This window comes from Microbacterium sp. Z12_35, assembly GCF_058310475.1.
In genome coordinates this window covers 464,597-481,684 of the sequence record NZ_JBZEGJ010000002.1, presented here as the reverse complement: position 1 = coordinate 481,684, position 17,088 = coordinate 464,597, and the positions used below count along the sequence as shown (strand labels likewise).

The following is a 17,088-nucleotide window of genomic DNA, read 5'->3' as shown; positions in this document are numbered from 1 at the left end:
GGGCCGTCACATCTGCCCGCGGGCCTCCCACAGGCGCACGAGTTTCAGCGCGAGATGAAGAGTGCTCCGCTTCATGCCGTCCGCGAGCGCATCCTTCACCACCTGTGGCATCTTCTCCAGCCGGTAGTAGAGCGTCGTGCGGTGGATGAATAGCCGCTGGCAGGCATCAGCGACATTGGCGCCCGCGTCCAGGTAGGTCTCGACGGTGCTGCGACGAAGATCGTCCGCATCGAATCGAAGGGTGTACGCAGCGGGCGAGATCGTCTTCAGATCCGAGGGGTCTGCCGTCGTCCAGGCCACGAGGAGCCAGCCGCCGATCACGGATGCTTCGGCTGTCGGCCGGAGCTCGTCGAGAAGGGCGGACAGTTCCGCCGCAGCAACGGCCTGTGTGGCGGCGGCCGCCAAGTCCTCGGCCCCCCGCGTCGGTGACGCAGTACCCATACCGACGACCTGAATGCCGTGCGCAGCCGCCTGCTCCACGACCGTCGCGTCGGCCACCGGATCGCCGGGGGCTCCCACGAGAAACACCACGTCGTCTTGCCGACCGGCGATGTACAGCGCGGTGGGACGCATGGCCGACAGCCGCCGCCCCAACGCCGCGCACTGCAGCGGAGTCGCGGGCGCCTCGGTCATCAGCGCACGCACCACCGTGCCATGGCCCGGTCGTAACCAGCGCTTGGTCAAAGCGGTCGCCCATGCCACCTTGCGCGCCGAGATGCGGTCGGACAGCAGATCCGCCATGACGCCGAGCCGCTCGGACTGGGGAGGCGCCTCACCGTTCTCGAGGGCACGCCGCAGCAGCCCCGCCCCGGCGTCAAGCACGTCCAGCTGGGAACGCGGGATGGGCGGCTTTCCGCCTCCGCCCACCGCCAGGTAACCGAGTACGCCTTCCCCGCCCCTGACGGGCACCTGCAATTGGTGGTCATCCGCCCCGTCCGAACCCGACGGTGCCTGTACCGTGCCGGACGGGCCGTCCACGTGGGTGCTGGTGACGCGCAGCGACAGCGCGGCATCGCGGACGACCACGGGGCGCTCCAGGATTGCGGCGAGCTCGTCGACGATCTCCTGCAAGGCGAGTCGAAACTCTTCGGATGATGCAACTTCGGTGCCGACCATTTTCCCTGTCCCTCCCGAATTCTCGTGCCAGCGTGCGATGTGCGACCGATCCTCCTCGCTGCGTCGGAAGTCACCGATGTCTAGTCGCCTATAATCCGTTGCCGACAGTGTCGGCGCGCACATACTCTGGGGCATGGACACCCCGTCGCCCGAGCGGGCACTTCCCACGGATCTCGACGCCTGGCTGAACTCGCTGCGCGACCTCAGCGCGACAGTGGCTGCCGGAGGTTCGCTCGAGCATCTCCTCAACAAGGTGGCCGCCTACGCCTGCGTGCTGCTGGGATTCGAGCTCAGCGGCGTGTTCGTGCCGAACGCCCAACGCACCCATCTCACCCTCGCAGGTGCGAGCGGGCTGTCCGCCAACTTCGTGCGTACCGTGAACGAGAGCATCCGCGTCCCGCTGTCAGGCCCGGCGCCGGCAAGCCGAGCCTTTGCAACCGGACAGCCCGTCGCGGTGTGTGACATCTCCGTCGATCGCAGTTTCGCCCCATGGGGCGCCCAAGCTCTCCAGGAAGGGTTTCGTTCGCTCGCGGTCGTGCCCCTGCTCGCAGAGGGAGAAGTGCTGGGTACCCTCAGCGGCTACCATCGCCCGGTGCACCGGTTCTCGGTCGCCGAGCTCGAGCAGATGGCCCACCTCGCCGACCACGCCGCGATCGGAATCGCTGCGGCGCGGATCATCGGCGACCTGCGCGCGGCCAACGCCGAACTCGTCCGTCGGCAGGATCTCCTCGCCCGATCCGAAGACCTCCATCAGCGCTTCCTCACCGTCGCCCTCAACCTCGGAGGGATGGACGGCATCGCCGGCACCTTGGCCACACTGCTCCAGCGGCCGGTCCTCATCGAAGACACCCGCGGCACCGAATTGGCGACCCGTCGCGTCGACCGGACATTCGCGCCGGCCGCACTGCGCGCGTCGCTGATTTCCGGGAGGGAGTCACGCGTCCCCATCCGACTCGTCTCCGATGAGCGGCGCCTGTGGTGTTCACCGGTCCGATTGGCGGGTGACGAGGTCGCCCGGCTGTGGGTGTCGGAGGGCACGACGGCGTTGGATGAACTCGATGTGCGCGCGATCGAGCATGCGACGCTGGCGACCGCCCTCGAGATGATGCGACAGCAGACCGACGCGGAAACGGAGTACCGTCGCCGCTCGGAGCTCGTCGTCGACCTCCTGCACACGGGGGTGGACGATCGCCTGGTGGAACGCTCGCGCCACCTCGGCCACGACCTCTCGCTGCCGCATGTGGCGCTCGTGGTCGAACCTGTCGCGACCGGCCCCGAGGCGGTCGCGCAACTGCAGCGCGGACAGGCCACGGCCTCGGCGCTGGCGGCCTCGCTTCCCACGCCCCGACCCCTCGTAGCCGGGCACGCCGAAACCCTCATCGTCCTCTGGCCGATGATGCCGATCGAGGATGATTCGGGCGCGGAGGAGCCGGAAGCACGGATCGCGAGCCTGGAAGCGGAGGTTCGACGCACAGCCGGTGCCATCACGAGCATCGTCACGGCGGGACGGATGTACCGCTCACCCGCGCAGGCGCTCAGAGTCGCGCTGGGTGCGTTGAAGATGGTGCGCCGCGGCGGGCGCCACGGCGGGATGATCCGGATACCCGAGCTCGGCCTCGGCGGCATGCTGCTGCAGATGGAGGACACGGCCTCGCTCCTGGCGTACGTCGAGGAGAAGCTCGAACCACTGACGCAGTACGACCGCGAACACGGCACAGACCTGGTGGACACGCTCGCGGCGCATATCCGGTGCAACCTCGAGGTTCGAGCGACCGGCGCCCGCCTGCGCATCCATCCGAATACCGTCCGGCAGCGGCTTCGGCGTATCGAGGAGCTCACGGGCGCTGACCTGCGCCATCCCGACAGCGTGCTCGAGCTCAACACGGTTCTCACCATCCGTGAGGTCGTCGCCGCGTCATGACGAGCCGGCTCGACAATCGTTCAGCGAGGAATCGACGACCGTTCCTGGAGGCGGCATCCGCGCACGCCTAGCTTCGGTGGCACACCCACCGATCGCTCCGCAGAGCCGTACCCGGGAGAACCGAGCCCATGCCTTCCACCACCACCTCCGGCCCCACTCCGACCTTCGATACCGGAGGGTTCTCGTTCGAGGCCCTGCGCGCGGTCGCCTACACGCCCTACGGGGGCGGGGATATCGGTGAGGTCAGGACGACGTCGGAACGAGTGACGCCGGGAGATATCGATTCGTGGCATCGCGAATGGCACGCGCTCGCCGACCGCATCGCCGCCATCGGCGACGACTGCGCCGCGCGCGGGCACGCCGTCAGCGCCAGCGGCGCCTACCTCCGGGCATCGAACTATTACCGCACTGCCGAGTTCTTCCTGCGGGACGATCCGGCAAACGACCCGCGGGTGGCAGAGACGTCCTCCCGCGCGACCGAGACATTCCGGAAGGCGAGCGAGATCCAGACGCGGTGGAGTCACCTGCGGATCCCCTACGAGGGCGTGGAGTTGGACGGGTATTACCTCAACGTGAGCGGCGACGAGGCGGCACCGACGCTGCTGGCGCACGGCGGTTACGACTCGACCGTCGAGGAGATGTATTTCGCGGTGGGGGAGGCTGCGAGGCGGTACGGCTGGAACTGCCTCATCTTCGAGGGCCCCGGTCAGGGCGCAGCCCTGCGTGTGGACAAGCTCCGTTTCCGATACGACTGGGAGAAGGTCGTCACCCCCGTCGTCGATGTGGCCCTCCAGCTCCCGGGGGTCGACCCAGGCCGCATCGCCCTCATCGGCATGAGCATGGGAGGGTACCTCGCTCCCCGTGCGGCCGCCTTCGAACATCGGATCGCAGCGTGCATCGCATGGGACGGAGTGTTCAAGATCGCCGGTGCGTTCGGGGCGGGTCCCGGTCCCGACCCGACCGACCCGGGACAGCGGGTCGCGGCGCTCGAGCACCTGATCGCTCATCGGGCGGAAGCTCCGGTCGGGCAGCGCTGGCTGCTGTCGAACTCGTTGTGGGTCTTCGGAGTCGAGACGGCCCAGGATCTGCTGGCAGAGGTCGTGAAGTACGACCTCACCGATGTCGCGAGCCTGATCGCCTGCCCCACCCTGGTCTGCGAGGGAGAGAACGATCGGGTGGCCGCCGGCCAGGCCACCATGCTTTACGAAGCACTGCAGTGCCCGAAGACCTTCATGGAGTTCACGGAAGCCGAAGGCGCCGGGGAGCACTGCCAGGAAGGGGCCCTCACTCTCTTCCATCAGCGGATGTTCGACTGGCTCGATGAGACGCTGAGCTCCACCCCCGGCCCACTCTGAGCTCCTCCGCGTCCGCGGCGTGCGAGGGACGGCGGCTGAGACTGCGGGCGTGGCGGATGTCCAGAAGGAGAGAGCCGAGGCGGAGCATCGGTGGCCGGCAGCGATCGGCGTGATCGCCATCATTTTGAGTTATACCGCGCTCCCCGGCGATCTGCTCGGTACCCCGAGATACATGATCGTCGCGATCTGCGCCGGCCTGTTGATCACCGAGATCGTCGTGAATCCGCACCGGATGAACCCGGCAGACGACGTGGTCCCGGCGCGCGGGGGTGGCACTCGCACTTGCGATCGTGGTCGTGAACCAGGTCATCCTTCTTCAGCTGATTCCTCTTGCCTCTGGTCATCTCGCGCGGCGTCAGCCTGCTGGGGTGACACGGAGCCGGGAGCCGGCCACGGCACGCACGACGAGCCCGTTCACCCGTTCACTTGCGTCCACGCGACGATACGCATGTTCCGGATCTCGAATGAGGCGAAACCCGCGATCTCGTGGGTGTGCGAGATGCCGGGCAAGCGCAGAGTCAGCAGCTCCTGCACCAGGATGACCGGACCGCTCGCCGCGATGCGCATCACCCTCGGGTGGTACACGTCGAACGCCGCCCAGATGGCCTCGCAGACGTCGAGCACGCTCTCGCGGCCCACGGCACCGCATCCGGTGCCGTGGGCGAAGGACACGTCGTCGTCAAGGAAGGGGATCAGGGCGCTGCGGTCTCGCATCCCGAGAAGCTCGACGAAGTCGGAAACGACCCCTTCGCGCCGACGGCGGAGCGACGTGCGGGGCTCGTCACCCAGTCTCACGTGAGTCGTCCCCTATCCCGCCGACCAGGCGAGGATGTCCTGGTCGATGCTCATCAGCATGCCTGGTTCCATCGGATGTGTTGATGCAGGCCATGGCTTCGTTCTCCCGGAGTAACGGCTCTACTGAGCGACAGGTGGGTGTGCCACCGAAGCTAGGCGCGCACGGATGCGGCCTCCAGGAACCGCCGTCGATACCTCACTGAACGATTGTCGAGCCGGCGCATGACGGCCACGCCCATCCGATTCCGACGCGTCAGTTCCCGCCTGCGGCAACCCGGCCCCCCTCGTGCCGGGCGTGCGAGGCGCGTCCGAGCAGGACGGCCATCGCGACCAGGCTCCCCAGCGCGATCAGCACCCCCGCGAGGAGGACGCCGCCGCTCGGGTGCACGATCGACTGCCCCAGGAGGGCTTGCACCGTCAGGTTGGCCAGCGTCGCGGAGAACGCCGCGACCACGACTGCCAGCACCGGGAAGCGGGCGTGCGGCGTGGACAGTGCCCGAACTCGCCGCCCGAGGAGTTCGAGCGCGAGAAGCGCCAGCGGGATCGCCTGCAGGGCGTGCATGCCGACGAAGTGCGGGATGCGGAGGTCGCCGCCCACCGTGCTCCACCCCACGAGAGGAAGTCCCGGGCCATCGTCCGCAACGCCGACGGCGTGGGCGCCCACGATGCCCTGGAAGTCATTGATCTGATCGGCGGTCGGTAGCGTCATCAGGAAGCCGAGGCCCATCCCGATGAGGGCGAGGATGATTCCGGATCTCGCCGCGAGAGTGCGCGCGGGATCGGGTCCGGGGTTGCGGACCACCGCGATGGCGATGAGCAGCGTCATGACCCAGACCAGCGCGATCGAGGCCGCCATGATGCCCCAGACGATCGTGTGGAACGGCGTCGTGATGTTGAAATGGCTGGACAGTGCCGCGCCTGCCAGAACGAAGATGAGGAAGATCTCGACCGACAGGGCGACGACCACCCAGGTTCCCGCGCGGTCCGCGATGCGTCGTCCGCGGTGCACCTGTCCGATCAGCCACGCGAGCGTCAGCGTGTAGATGGCACCGGACAACGCGAACTTCAGGGGTTTGCTCCACACCCCGGCGCCCGTGACCTGGCGCTGATCGATCACGGCCATCGCCGCCGCCCCGACCGCGAGCACCACCATGGCGATGGCGAAGAAGAGCAGGGGGCGGTGCCAGTGGTCCGGTCTCGGAAGCGGGTCCGCGACAGGAGACGCACTCACGAGGTGACCCCCTGGACGATGAGTCCGATGCCTGCCGAGATCAGCCCGATCACGAGTACGCCGGCGCCGATCCACAGCAGGGCGATTGCCCGATTCGGACGCACCGGATCCTTTCCGACCACGGAGAGGAAGAATCCCGCCGGCATGAAGATCCCTGCCAACAGCACGGCGATCGATCCGGTCGCGAAAGGTTCGGGGACGTCGTTGGTCTGCACGATCACCATCGTGAGCAGACCGAGGATGACCAGCACTCCGGCATGAGCGTGTCCGGCTCGGAAGAACGACTTCTGAAGATCATTGAGGGGGAGCTTCCCCGTGAGGGCCGTGAAGACGACCCGCCCGCCGTAAGCGACTCCCACAACGGTGAGAAGAACGACGCCGGCGATGACCTGGTGGACGCTGTCGAGCATGTGGGTACCTTTCTCGGGCGGAGGCAACTGGTCAAACGGTACCGCTCGGTACGTAATGCCCGATATGTCGATGCGCAACACAATGCGCCAACTCCCGTAGCTCGGTTGACCTCGCGCTCAGTGCGGGACGAGCGCCGGACCGACCCGATGGATGGCGTGGAATACGGCGTCGTGATTCGTGACCGCCGCCTCCGCGAGTGAACGCGCGCGATTCTCGATCGAGATGTTCTCGTCGCCGATCGGTCCTCGGTACCCGGTAGCGAAGATCGCTGCCAAGAACCGGTCGACATCGAGATCACCACGCCCGGCCGGTCGGCGGTGATCGATGCTGTCTTGGATCAGGTCGCCCCGGAACGGCTCGCGCGCCCCGTCGATAAACTCGACGCTGACGATCCGCTCAGCGGGAATGCGCCGCTGGACGTCGTAGTCGACGCCTGCGGGCGCTAGCCGCCTCGATCCTCACCGAGATGTCATGGGGACTCACCTGACTGCCCGGCTGCACCTCCGGTGACACATCGCCCGCCAGAGTCAGATAGCTCCCGAGGATCACCGGCTCCCCCGCGGTTGCCCTCATGCTGTTCCTGACCGGTTGCCATCTGAACTCAGGAGAGGGGGTTCCGTCGGCGTCAGCGCAATCCGGTCGCGTGGCCCCGCGCCTCGGCTCTCTCGGCCGACGTTCAACCGCTTCCGCCCAAACTCGATAGCAACCACTGCTACCAACAAGGCGCCTGTGACCAGCTGCGCAACGCTGGGCTGGAGCCCCTGGTCCGCCGTGCCGCTGGAGATGAGCGAGATGATCGCCACGCCGAGGGCGATGTTGACCACCGTCCCCCGCCCCCCGGTCAGGGCGACACCGCCGACCAGCACCGCCGTCGGCGCCGCCAGCAAGAGCGTGGAGAAGTTGGTGGGTGACGCAACGCCCGACCCGAGAGCCACGAGCGTTCCGGCAAGCGCGGAGAAAGCACCGGAAAGCACGAATGCGGTCACGACAGAGAGCCCGGTGCGCGCTCCCGCTGCGCGCGCCTCGTCGCGGGCTCCGCCGGTCGCGTACATCTCATGTCCGAGTCGCGTGTAACTCATGAAGAAGCCGACGAGGACGAACAGAACGACAGCTACGAGGCTGCCGGTCGACAGCAACCAGAATCGCTGGAGAAGGGGCTCGCCGAGGGAGAGGTCGTTCGCACTGATGGGCGCTTCCGACGTGATGGCGAGCGCGATCCCCTTGAGCATGATCAGGCTGGCGATCGTCACGGCGAGGGAGCTGATCCCCAGCCGCGTGATGATGATCCCCTGTAACAGCCCGTAGAGCGCGCCGAAGCCCACCGCGATGACTGCCGCCGGCAGCAGACCCAGGTCGGAGAACGTGATGGCAACCACGCCCGAGAGTGCGGCCATCGATCCGACCGACAGATCGAGTTCCCCCACGATCATCGTCAGTCCGATGCCCAGGGCGACAACTCCCAGGAGCGCGAACGACTGCAGAACCGGGTACACGGCCGACGTTCCGCGGAAGGTGTCGCTCGTCGCGATGAAATAGATCCACATCGCGGCCAGAAGCACGACCTGCGGCGCGTACCGCAAGCCGGGAACGTGGCGACGGGTACCCGTCGAGAACGCGGAACTCATCGTCCAGACCTCCGACCGGCGACCTGCAATACGATCACAACCACGAGGACGATCGCCCCCACGACCGCCTGTTGGACGCCGTTGCTCGCATGGTTCAAAAGCAGAATGTTGGTGGCCTGCGATACCAGGACCGCGCCGGCGGCGGAACGGATGGGCGAACCTATCCCGCCGGAGATCGCGTTCCCGCCGATGAGAACGGCGGCGATCGAATTGACGGTCAGGTTGGGGAGGGTGCCGACTCCGGCCACGCCGAGTTGGGCGGCCCACAAGATGCCTGCGAAGGCAACGCCCACCGAGAAAATGATGAAGACCACCAGCGCCACCCGAACGCTGGAGATCCCGCTGAGAAGCGCCGTCTCGCGATTGGCGCCGAAAAGGATCAACTGGCGTCCGAGAACGGTCTTGCGCATGAAGACCACGGCCAGCGCCGTCACGACGAGGAATACGTAGACCGGCATCTGGAGGCCGAGGAAGCTGGCATTACCCCACGGCGGGCCGATGTTCCCGAGAGAGACGTTCGTTCCCCCGGTGATCGTCGCGAGCACGCCGAGGATGACGGTCGCGGTGGCCAGCGTAGTGAGGATCGGGTTGAGGCCGCCCGACACCACCAGTCCCTGAACGACACCGATCGCGGTGAGCAGGCCGATTGTAATCAGGCACGCAAGCACAACGTTCCCGCCCTGGCGGAACACTTCGATGAACAGCACGGCTGCCAAGGCGCCGGAGGCGGACCCGGCGATGGAGACGAAGTGTCCGGACAAGATCATGGGCGTCATCGCGACCGCGACGATTCCGGTGATCGACGCGCTCAGCAAGATCGCGGCGATGTTCTCGCCGCTGGCGAATCCCGGTGTGGTGACCGTACCCCCGAGGAAAATGACCACGACCGCGAGGAGCAGATTCAGCTCCGGCGAGAAGAATCTGCGTAGGCCGCCGCTCGGCGCTGCGGGGTCGCGCGTGGCGGTGCGGGTCTCGATGACCTGAGTGTCGCTCATGCGGGCACCTCCTCTGCCTGCATGACGGCTTTCACAAGACGTTCCTCCGTGAGTTCCTCTGTGCGATAGATGCCGGTGAGCTCGCCCTTGTAGAAGGCTGCGACGCGATCGCAGATACCGAGCACCTCTGAGGTGTCCGAGGAGGCGACGATGACGGCCATGCCGGCCTCGCACAGCGCGTTGATGCGCTGATAGATCTCGGCCCTGGCACCGACATCCACACCCCTCGTCGGCTCCTCCACGATGAGGACGGCGGGATCGACTCCGAGCCACTTGCCCAGCGCGACCTTCTGCTGGTTGCCGCCACTGAGATTTCCCACGAGCGCGTCGATCCGGCTCCCGTCGATCGCGAAGGCGGCGGAATCCGCCTTTACGCGACGCAGCTCCTTGCTGCGCGACAGCCACCCGCCGCGAGAGATCGCGCGCAGCCACGGCGCCGACATGTTGTAGCGCACGCTGATATCGGCAAAAATTCCGTCGCGCTTGCGATCGGACGAGCAGAACGCCACTCCGGCCTTGATTCCGGCCGCCCGCCGTCCCAGCGCCAGCTCACGCCCTCGGATGCGCACGACTCCCGCCGTCGCCGGCACCACGCCGGCCAACCCACGAGCGATGTTCGCGGCGCCGCTGCCGATCTGGCCGGCAAGGCCGAGGATCTCTCCCTCGCGGACCTCGAACGACACCGGTGAGCGCAACGTCGGAACAAGCAGATCCGTCACCTGCACGCTGACGTCACCGAACGAGCCCGATCGCTTCGGATACATCGAGCTGAGCTTGCGTCCCAGCATCATTTCGATGATGTGGTCGGAAGTGAGGCCGGCCAGCGGGCGGGGAGCACTCGCCCGGCCGTTGCGCACGACGGTCACGCGGTCGGCGATCTCGAACACCTCCGGTAGTCGGTGGGTGACGTAAATCACGCTCTGTCCGTTGTCGGCCAATCTGCGCACGACCTCCAGGACGCGCCGGATCTCGGCATCGTTCAGCGCGGCCGTGGGTTCGTCGAAGATGACGATGCGCGCGTCGTCGGCGAGGACTCGCGCCAACTCGATCAGCTGCATCTCGGCAACCGTCAGTTGTTCGACGGGCGTTGCCGGATCGACGTGCGACAGGCCTACGGCATCAAGAAGGGGCACGGCCTGCTGGCGCAAGCGTCGGGGGGTCCAGGCCGCGGGTGCGCCCGGTCGGCCCAGTGCAAGGTTCTGGGCGACCGTCCGGCATCCGATGAGGCTGAATTCCTGCTGGACCACGGCGATGCCCGCCGCACGTGCGCGCGTCCCGCTGGAGAGGTCGGCAGCGACGCCGTCGATCTCGATCTCGCCGCTGTCGGGGCGGACGAGACCGGTGAGGGTTTTCACGAGAGTGCTCTTGCCGGCTCCGTTCTCGCCAAGCAGGGCCATGACTTCACCGGGTCGAAGTTCGAAGTCGACGTCCGAGAGCGCCCTGACGGCGCCGTACTGCTTCGACAACCCGCGAACTGAGAGACGGAGCGCGGTGGACGCGCCCTCGCTCGAGTCGCGAAGGTCTGGCTCGAGGTTCACTGTGCTTCCTTCGCAGATGTCATCGTGCAGGATCCGGCCGGTCCGGGCGGTGCCGAGGGGCCGGCCGAGAGCTTCCGCACTCGACCGAACCCCCGCGCGTCACATCGGGCAGAGCTCTTCGACGGACTTGCCCCAGATCTTCACGCTGTCGAGCTCGTCGATGCCGTTGACGGCGACGACCGGCGGGCTCGTGACCTCGTAGGGTGCCTCTTCGGGGTCGAAGGGGGGCGGACCGTCGGGGCTGACCGGAGCCATCGTGCTCCCGGATGTGGCCGTACCTGTGGCGATCGCCTGCAGGATTGTCCGCACCCAGATGTGACCGCTGGCGTCGTGCGACAGCACCGCTTGGGCGGCGACCTTGCCGTCTCTCTGGTCCTGGACCCCGTAGCCGCTGGTGGAGCAGTCGCCCGAGACGATGATCACGTCCTTGCCGGGCTGGATGCCGGCCTGCTCGAACGCCTTGATGACACCGGCCGTCTGATCGCCGTTGTTGGACAGGACGAAGTCGATGCCCTCGTTCTTGATCTGAGGCAGCACCTGGGTCACCATCTCGTACGTGCCCTGGGTCGCGTTGTCCTCGACCCGGAGCTCGCGGATGATGTTGAAGGGCTGCTCCTCGAACTGGGCGTACGCTGCCGCCTGTCGGCGCTCGTACTCCGGGTAGTTGGGCATCGCCCCTACCACGAGCAGGTTGCCCTCGGGGCTGTGCAGTTGGCGGCCCGCCGCTTTCGCATCGTCGCGCACCTTCACCAGCGCGTCACCCATCACCTCGCCGATCGCCTCCGGGTTGAGGCCGGCGAATGCGGAGATGAAGTCGAAGTCCTCCGTGGGGGGCTCGATCTGCACCTGGACGACGGGGGCGACCCCGGTGAGACTGCGCACCGACGCCGATACGACCTCGGGATTGAGCGCCATGACCATGAACCCGTCGGGCTTCTGCCCGCTGTCGATGAATTGCTGGATCTGCTGCACCTGCGCCGACTGATCCAGCCCCGAAAGGATGTACTTGACGTCGACGCCGAGCTCCTCGGCCTCGTCGTCCACACCCGCATACATCAAGTCGAGGCAGGGGCACACCGCCCGGTCGAGTCCGAAGAACACGATCTGCTGGGCGTCCTGCTCACCGCCACCGCCGGACGCACCGGCGCCTGCCCCGCTGGCGCAGCCGGCTACGAGAACGCAGATGGCCGCACCGGAGACCAGCGCTTTGCCGCTACGGGCGATCGGCGTACGCCGACGTCGCATCGCCGCTCGCACCTGACTCCACAGACGAGCCCACCGATCTGTTTGATCCGCTCTGCTGCTTATCGACATGAATCACTCCTTCGTGATGAGGACGTCGCGTCCCTGAGCGTGACGGGTGCCCGACCTGAATATCCACCGACACGCTGCATTTTGTCAACCATTTTGGATACTCGAATTGTCGGGTTCTCTTGGTAACGCGCTATTTACATCCCCTTTTCGTCGTATATCTTCGATACTAGTTGCGCCGTGTTTTGCTCTCGTATACTCTTTCCGAAGCTCTCCGGCTCATCGATCGGCGCCGCCGCAACCGTCACGCGGCGGAGAACCGCCCAGGGGAGGGCGCTCACGGTGGGACAGCCCTCATACGGCGCGAACCCCTCCCTCGCCAGCCACCCGTTGGAGGTCACCATGTTCGAACCATTCCCCGGCAGATACGTGTGGAATCTGTCCGTTGGACTTGCCCTGGCCGTCGGCGGCCAGATCGGCGAGGTCGATCGCGCGTGCCGAGAGCTTCAGGGGCGGATCGGAGCGAACGACGACAGCGCCGCGCTCGCGTTCTTTGAGGAATGGTGCCGCCTCGGCGACCGCCTCGTGGAGCTGGCGAAGGACGACGAGGTCGCCGGCAACCACCGCAGCGCGGGCCTGAAATATGGACGCGCCTCCGTGTACTACCAGACGGCGGAGAGAATGCAGGCGCGAACGTACGCCCCGCGGACCGCTGCCTACGCCAACGCGCTCGACACGTTCGGTCGTTTCCTCGAGTTGTCCGGAGAGCCCGGCAAACGGGTGCGTGTGCCTTTCGGCGACAAGGATCTTGGGGGCATCCTGGTCGTGCCCGACCGGCCCGGCCCCGTGCCTTGCGTGCTCTTCTTCAACGGCCTCGACAGTACGAAAGAGCAGATCTACGGAACCGGTACGGCGCAGGAACTCGCTCGCCGCGGTATCGCGACGTTGATCGTGGACACCCCCGGTTCCGGTGAGGCGCTGCGGTTGGCGGACCTGCGTGCCATCCCGGAGAGCGAGGTATGGGCGAGCGCCTGCATCGATTACCTCGAAACCCGCAGTGAGATCGACAGCGAGCGCATCGGCATGGTGGCCTGGTCGCTCGGCGGTTACTACGGCCCGCGTGCGACGGCCTTCGAACCGCGAATCCGATTCGGCGTGGCATGGGGCTCTAATTATGACTGGGGCGAGGTCCAGCTTCAGCGGATGCGCGACGAGGGAGACCGACCCGTCCCGCACTACTGGGACCACGTGCAATGGGTGTGGGGAAGTGACAGCCTGGAAGAGTTCCTGGAGCTCGCGCCGAAGGTGACGCTGCGGGGCGTCGCAGACAAGATCCGAGTACCTTTCCTCGTGGTGCACGGCGAGCACGACCGGCAGATCCCGCTTCGCTACGCCTATCTGCTCTACGACGACCTGGTGAACTCCCCCGCGCCCCAACTGAAGATCTTCACCGACCGCGAAGGCGGCGTGGAGCATTGCAGCGTCGACAACATCCCCGTCGTCCGCGATTACATCTGCGACTGGATCGATGACACGTTGCGCCAGCTCGATGACTCGTCGGCACCCTTCGCCGTCGAGACGGCGGGCACCACGCCGCGGTGACCGCCCGCGACGGCTCCGCTGCTTCGCGCGCACGGCGATCGCCGTCGAAGTCACGCCGTACTTGGCCGCGAGCGCATCCAGCGCCTCATTGAGCGGACCGTATTCCTCTCGATCGCCGAGGAAGACGCCGTTGAACAGGTCCTTCTGAAGGGCGGCCACGCCTGAATCGTGAGGTCGTTGCGCCGGCTGTAGTCCAGTAGGCCGTTGTCCCGATCGATCGATCGCCCGTTCATGTTGGCGGCCACGCCCGCCGCGACGAGCGGAGCGTGCGTGATGCTCAGCTGCACCCGGTTCGCCACGAGCGGTTTCGGCCAGGACATCCGGCCGGTGCAGAAGCAGAAGATCGAGATACTCAGAGCGGGTCGATCCGCATCAAGGCGAGGAACACATGGGACGCGAGGATGTCCGTCTGCGGGAGCGCAATCATCTTCATGGGCGGTCCTCCCCCTCCAGCTGTTTCTTCAGCACGGCACCGTCGTGAATCGCAGACATGTGGCGGAACCTGCCGTTGCTGATGGTGTAGACCGCGAACTCGACGATCTCGAACCTCTTGTTACGGGGCGCCACTCCCAGCCACTCCTTCGTAGGGGTGCCGGAGTTGATCAGGCGTGCGCCGAGACGATCGCCATCAACGATCAACTCCTGGGTTTCCCAATGAAAGTCCGGCACCGCGTCGGTGAGGGAGCGGAGGTTGGCGATCAGGATGGCGCGGGAGGCCGGCTCGCCCTGCTGCGATACGTTCTCATGGGCGAACTCGTCCATGCGGTCAAACTCGTGCGCGTTGAGCGCCTCGATGTACCGGGCGTAGAAGTCCCGCAGATTCACGTCAGTCATCATTTCCGCCTCGCTGTCGCCGTGGAAGATCGTCTTCTCCGCTCGCCGTCGCGGCGCACTTCTCAGGCCTGCTCGGCGGGGTGCTTCGCCAGCGGGTGGACGTCGATGTCCATCCACGGCCACAGGGGCAGAGAACTCAGCACGTCGTGGAGTGCGGTGGCATCCGCAATCGAATAGAGGCTCCAGTTCTCGCGCCTCCCCGGCACTCGCCAGACGCGGAGGAGGGTGCCGGCCTGGCGGAGCTCGACTCCTCGCGCCAGCTCCGCCCGCCGCAGCTCTTCCTCCGTCGCCGCAGGCATGTCCGGCGGTAGCTGGATGCGGATGTGCACCAGGAACTCCACGCCGGTCATCCCGCCAGGAAATCGGCGATGGGCTGCATCTGGCCGATCAGCATGTGCCGACCCTCATGGACAGTCAATCCGCGAGCGGCCGCCGCGGCCAGGAAGGGCGTCAGCTCGCCGGAGACGATAACGTCGGCCGCGACAGCATCCGCGGCGAATCGCTCCACGTCGAAGACGACGTCCTCTCCGGGCGTCATGCCCACGGACGTCGCATTGACGACCAGGTCCGCGTCAGCGGCCCGGGTTCCGCCGACGCTCACGTCCGCGAACCCCAGGCGATCGGAGAGCCGCTGCGCCAGGGCCTCTGCCTTGGCGGGCGTGCGGTTCTCGATGTCGAGCGACGCGATACCGGCGCCGACCAGGGCAGCGGCTACGGCACTGGCCGCACCACCCGCACCCATCAGCAAGACGGCGCGCCCGGCCGGGTCGATTCCCTGCTCTCGCAGTCCGGCCACGAAGCCCGCACCGTCGAACGTTTCCCCGACCAGCCTGCCGTCCTCCGTCCGCCGGATCGCATTGATGGCGCCGCTGATCACGGCGTCCGGACCCAGCTCGTCGCACAGCCCTGCAGCAGCTTGTTTGTGGGGAACGGTCACCACAGCGCCCGCCGTGCTCCGGGTGGCGCGCATCATGTCCAGGAAGCCGGGAAGATGCGAGGCAGGTACGTGCGCGGGTACCGTGACGAGGTCGAGCCCCCGCTCCTGCCAGATCGCGTTCTGGGCCTGCGGCGTACGCAACTGGAACACGGGATCGGCGATCACGAACACTGTGCGCGTCGCCCCACTGATCGGCAATGGACTGACCGTCATCTCAATTCCTCGATTTCATCTCTCCGGCGGATGGCAAGGCGACGTGCTGGCATGGAATGACGACGTCCGTGCCGGCAGCGCGAGCGGCGTCGAGCGGTGAGGACCACTCGACGCCGGTCGCGTGAGATTCCGCCGCAGCGCAGCGCCAGGGCGCTGACGTCAGCTGATGCCCCGGATGGCGAAGGGGCTGGTCTCGAGGTCGCCATCGGGGTTGACCGCACCCGCGCGCCCGCCAGGGAAGAGTTCGTTGATGGAGTCCGGCACCGACCGGTTCCGGAACGCGTCCAACGAGCCCTGCTTGGCCAGCCAGCCGATCGGCTCCCAGTCAGGCATGTAGTTGCGGTAGCCGCCGGAGAAGAGCTCGATACGGAAGCCGGAAGGCTCCCGAACATAGAGGAAGGTGTTCTCCCCCATGCCGTGCTTGCCGGGGCCGTACTCCACCGGGAAGCCAGCCTCGATGAGCACGTCAGCCGCGCGGTAGACATCCATCTCCTGGTCGAGCCAGTAGGCGACGTGATGGACCGCGCCGGACACTCCGGTCGTGTTGTGCAGGATGCCGAGGTTGTGAGCCTGCTCGGTGGTGCTGACCATCCCGAAGAAGGGTGTCTCCGGCGACTCGTCCAACGCGGTGTACTCCATGTACCGGAAGTTGAGCTTGTCGCGGAACCAGGTCACGTCACGGAGAACGTCGTCGGTGCCGAAGGTCACGTGGTCGATGGAGCGAGCCGCCACTCCCAGGGGGGAAAACTTCTGGCGTCGGTTCGGGTAGGTCGAGCGCAGGTTCTCCGGAAGAGCGAGGTGCTTCAGATCCCAGAAGATCTCGTGTCCGTGCCCGCCCGGCGAGCGGAACTGGAATGCGCGGCCGCGCCCCAGGTTCTCCCCGATCCATGCCCCCTCACGACCCTCGGCGGTGAGGACCTCGACGGCGTGCTCGAGGTCCTCGGCGCTGTCTGCGCGCCACCCGATGCGCAGGGCCTGCGCCTCGGGACCCTCGGTCAGCTGCAGGCTGTAGGGAAGGAAGTCACCCCAGGCGCGGAGGAAGATCCCCGCGTCGTTATGGGCGACCTCGGTCATTCCCAGCACGTTGACGTAGAAGTCCCGCGACTGCTGGAGCTGCGGCGTTGCCAACTCCACATATGCCAGCTGGGAAACCGTGCGGTTTGACATGGTGTTCTCCGTTCGATTGGTAAGGCGACTCGAGTGCCCGACGGCGGATCTCCGTTGATGGGTGAGCGGCTCGGATACGACACATCGCTGCATCCAG

Annotated in this window: 16 protein-coding genes; 3 read left to right on the top strand and 13 right to left on the bottom strand. The window is 66.6% G+C overall.

From position 1 onward, the window contains the following. Positions 1 to 6 precede the first annotated feature (6 nt). Positions 7 to 1,071, bottom strand: coding sequence for a helix-turn-helix domain-containing protein (locus tag AC4FS1_RS15155; protein ID WP_491156503.1), 1,065 nt, complete (start codon positions 1,069 to 1,071; stop codon positions 7 to 9). 178 nt (positions 1,072 to 1,249) lie between these two features. Here AC4FS1_RS15155 and AC4FS1_RS15150 point away from each other — a divergent pair, with 178 nt between their 5' ends. Together AC4FS1_RS15150 and AC4FS1_RS15145 are read left to right on the top strand one after the other, a co-directional pair. Beyond that, positions 1,250 to 3,037, top strand: coding sequence for a helix-turn-helix domain-containing protein (locus AC4FS1_RS15150; RefSeq protein ID WP_491156501.1), 1,788 nt, complete (start codon positions 1,250 to 1,252; stop codon positions 3,035 to 3,037). A gap of 128 nt (positions 3,038 to 3,165) precedes the next feature. Then, a complete protein-coding gene (locus AC4FS1_RS15145; protein ID WP_491156500.1) occupies positions 3,166 to 4,392 on the top strand; it encodes an alpha/beta hydrolase family protein in 1,227 nt (408 codons plus the stop codon). A gap of 414 nt (positions 4,393 to 4,806) precedes the next feature. On the opposite strand, the gene AC4FS1_RS15140 is transcribed toward AC4FS1_RS15145, so the two are convergent. The 8 genes from AC4FS1_RS15140 to AC4FS1_RS15105 form a co-directional block, all read right to left on the bottom strand. Next, the gene (locus tag AC4FS1_RS15140) at positions 4,807 to 5,187 is read right to left on the bottom strand and encodes a nuclear transport factor 2 family protein (protein WP_491156498.1); all 381 of its coding nucleotides are present in this window, start codon (positions 5,185 to 5,187) and stop codon (positions 4,807 to 4,809) included. A 253-nt stretch (positions 5,188 to 5,440) separates the two neighbouring features. Further along, positions 5,441 to 6,418, bottom strand: coding sequence for a hypothetical protein (locus AC4FS1_RS15135; protein ID WP_491156496.1), 978 nt, complete (start codon positions 6,416 to 6,418; stop codon positions 5,441 to 5,443). Further along, complete coding sequence (locus AC4FS1_RS15130) at positions 6,415 to 6,828, bottom strand: hypothetical protein (protein WP_491156494.1); 414 nt, start codon at positions 6,826 to 6,828, stop codon at positions 6,415 to 6,417. Before AC4FS1_RS15130 ends, AC4FS1_RS15135 begins: the two co-directional genes overlap by 4 nt. Before the next feature lie 570 nt (positions 6,829 to 7,398). Beyond that, positions 7,399 to 8,454, bottom strand: coding sequence for an ABC transporter permease (locus AC4FS1_RS15125; protein WP_491156492.1), 1,056 nt, complete (start codon positions 8,452 to 8,454; stop codon positions 7,399 to 7,401). After that, a complete protein-coding gene (locus AC4FS1_RS15120) occupies positions 8,451 to 9,449 on the bottom strand; it encodes an ABC transporter permease (protein ID WP_491156490.1) in 999 nt (332 codons plus the stop codon). The genes AC4FS1_RS15125 and AC4FS1_RS15120 overlap by 4 nt, the downstream gene beginning before the upstream one ends. Then, positions 9,446 to 10,987, bottom strand: coding sequence for a sugar ABC transporter ATP-binding protein (locus tag AC4FS1_RS15115; protein ID WP_491156488.1), 1,542 nt, complete (start codon positions 10,985 to 10,987; stop codon positions 9,446 to 9,448). Before AC4FS1_RS15115 ends, AC4FS1_RS15120 begins: the two co-directional genes overlap by 4 nt. 99 nt (positions 10,988 to 11,086) lie before the next feature. Continuing rightward, positions 11,087 to 12,232 (bottom strand): sugar ABC transporter substrate-binding protein, encoded by a 1,146-nt coding sequence (locus AC4FS1_RS15110; protein ID WP_491156487.1) that lies wholly within the window; start codon positions 12,230 to 12,232, stop codon positions 11,087 to 11,089. 203 nt (positions 12,233 to 12,435) lie between these two features. Continuing rightward, on the bottom strand, positions 12,436 to 12,642 hold the full coding sequence (locus AC4FS1_RS15105) for a hypothetical protein (protein WP_491156486.1): 207 nt from the start codon (positions 12,640 to 12,642) through the stop codon (positions 12,436 to 12,438). On the opposite strand from AC4FS1_RS15105, the gene AC4FS1_RS15100 reads away from it, so the two are divergent. Further along, positions 12,641 to 13,840, top strand: a complete 1,200-nt coding sequence (locus AC4FS1_RS15100) for an alpha/beta hydrolase family protein (protein WP_491156484.1) — start codon at positions 12,641 to 12,643, stop codon at positions 13,838 to 13,840. The two genes, AC4FS1_RS15105 and AC4FS1_RS15100, sit on opposite strands and share 2 nt — an antisense overlap. A gap of 429 nt (positions 13,841 to 14,269) precedes the next feature. On the opposite strand, the gene AC4FS1_RS15095 is transcribed toward AC4FS1_RS15100, so the two are convergent. From AC4FS1_RS15095 to AC4FS1_RS15080, 4 genes are all read right to left on the bottom strand, one after another. Then, positions 14,270 to 14,674: an ester cyclase gene (locus AC4FS1_RS15095; RefSeq protein ID WP_491156482.1), complete on the bottom strand. Its 405-nt coding sequence runs from the start codon at positions 14,672 to 14,674 to the stop codon at positions 14,270 to 14,272. Between the two features lie 62 nt (positions 14,675 to 14,736). Next, positions 14,737 to 15,024 (bottom strand): muconolactone Delta-isomerase, encoded by a 288-nt coding sequence (locus AC4FS1_RS15090; RefSeq protein WP_491156481.1) that lies wholly within the window; start codon positions 15,022 to 15,024, stop codon positions 14,737 to 14,739. Beyond that, positions 15,021 to 15,824 carry a shikimate dehydrogenase family protein gene (locus AC4FS1_RS15085; RefSeq protein WP_491156479.1) on the bottom strand — a complete coding sequence of 268 codons (804 nt, stop codon included), beginning with the start codon at positions 15,822 to 15,824 and terminating at the stop codon, positions 15,021 to 15,023. The genes AC4FS1_RS15090 and AC4FS1_RS15085 overlap by 4 nt, the downstream gene beginning before the upstream one ends. Before the next feature lie 159 nt (positions 15,825 to 15,983). Beyond that, on the bottom strand, positions 15,984 to 16,991 hold the full coding sequence (locus tag AC4FS1_RS15080) for a VOC family protein (RefSeq protein ID WP_491156477.1): 1,008 nt from the start codon (positions 16,989 to 16,991) through the stop codon (positions 15,984 to 15,986). Positions 16,992 to 17,088 lie beyond the last annotated feature (97 nt).

Coding starts and splice junctions, on each gene's coding strand:
- AC4FS1_RS15150 (WP_491156501.1), top strand. CDS start 1,250: ATGGACACCCCGTCGCCCGAGCGGGCACTTCCCACGGATCTCGACGCC.
- AC4FS1_RS15145 (WP_491156500.1), top strand. CDS start 3,166: ATGCCTTCCACCACCACCTCCGGCCCCACTCCGACCTTCGATACCGGA.
- AC4FS1_RS15130 (WP_491156494.1), bottom strand. CDS start 6,828: ATGCTCGACAGCGTCCACCAGGTCATCGCCGGCGTCGTTCTTCTCACC.
- AC4FS1_RS15125 (WP_491156492.1), bottom strand. CDS start 8,454: ATGAGTTCCGCGTTCTCGACGGGTACCCGTCGCCACGTTCCCGGCTTG.
- AC4FS1_RS15120 (WP_491156490.1), bottom strand. CDS start 9,449: ATGAGCGACACTCAGGTCATCGAGACCCGCACCGCCACGCGCGACCCC.
- AC4FS1_RS15110 (WP_491156487.1), bottom strand. CDS start 12,232: ATGCGACGTCGGCGTACGCCGATCGCCCGTAGCGGCAAAGCGCTGGTC.
- AC4FS1_RS15100 (WP_491156484.1), top strand. CDS start 12,641: ATGTTCGAACCATTCCCCGGCAGATACGTGTGGAATCTGTCCGTTGGA.
- AC4FS1_RS15105 (WP_491156486.1), bottom strand. CDS start 12,642: ATGGTGACCTCCAACGGGTGGCTGGCGAGGGAGGGGTTCGCGCCGTAT.
- AC4FS1_RS15095 (WP_491156482.1), bottom strand. CDS start 14,674: ATGACTGACGTGAATCTGCGGGACTTCTACGCCCGGTACATCGAGGCG.
- AC4FS1_RS15090 (WP_491156481.1), bottom strand. CDS start 15,024: ATGACCGGCGTGGAGTTCCTGGTGCACATCCGCATCCAGCTACCGCCG.
- AC4FS1_RS15085 (WP_491156479.1), bottom strand. CDS start 15,824: ATGACGGTCAGTCCATTGCCGATCAGTGGGGCGACGCGCACAGTGTTC.
- AC4FS1_RS15080 (WP_491156477.1), bottom strand. CDS start 16,991: ATGTCAAACCGCACGGTTTCCCAGCTGGCATATGTGGAGTTGGCAACG.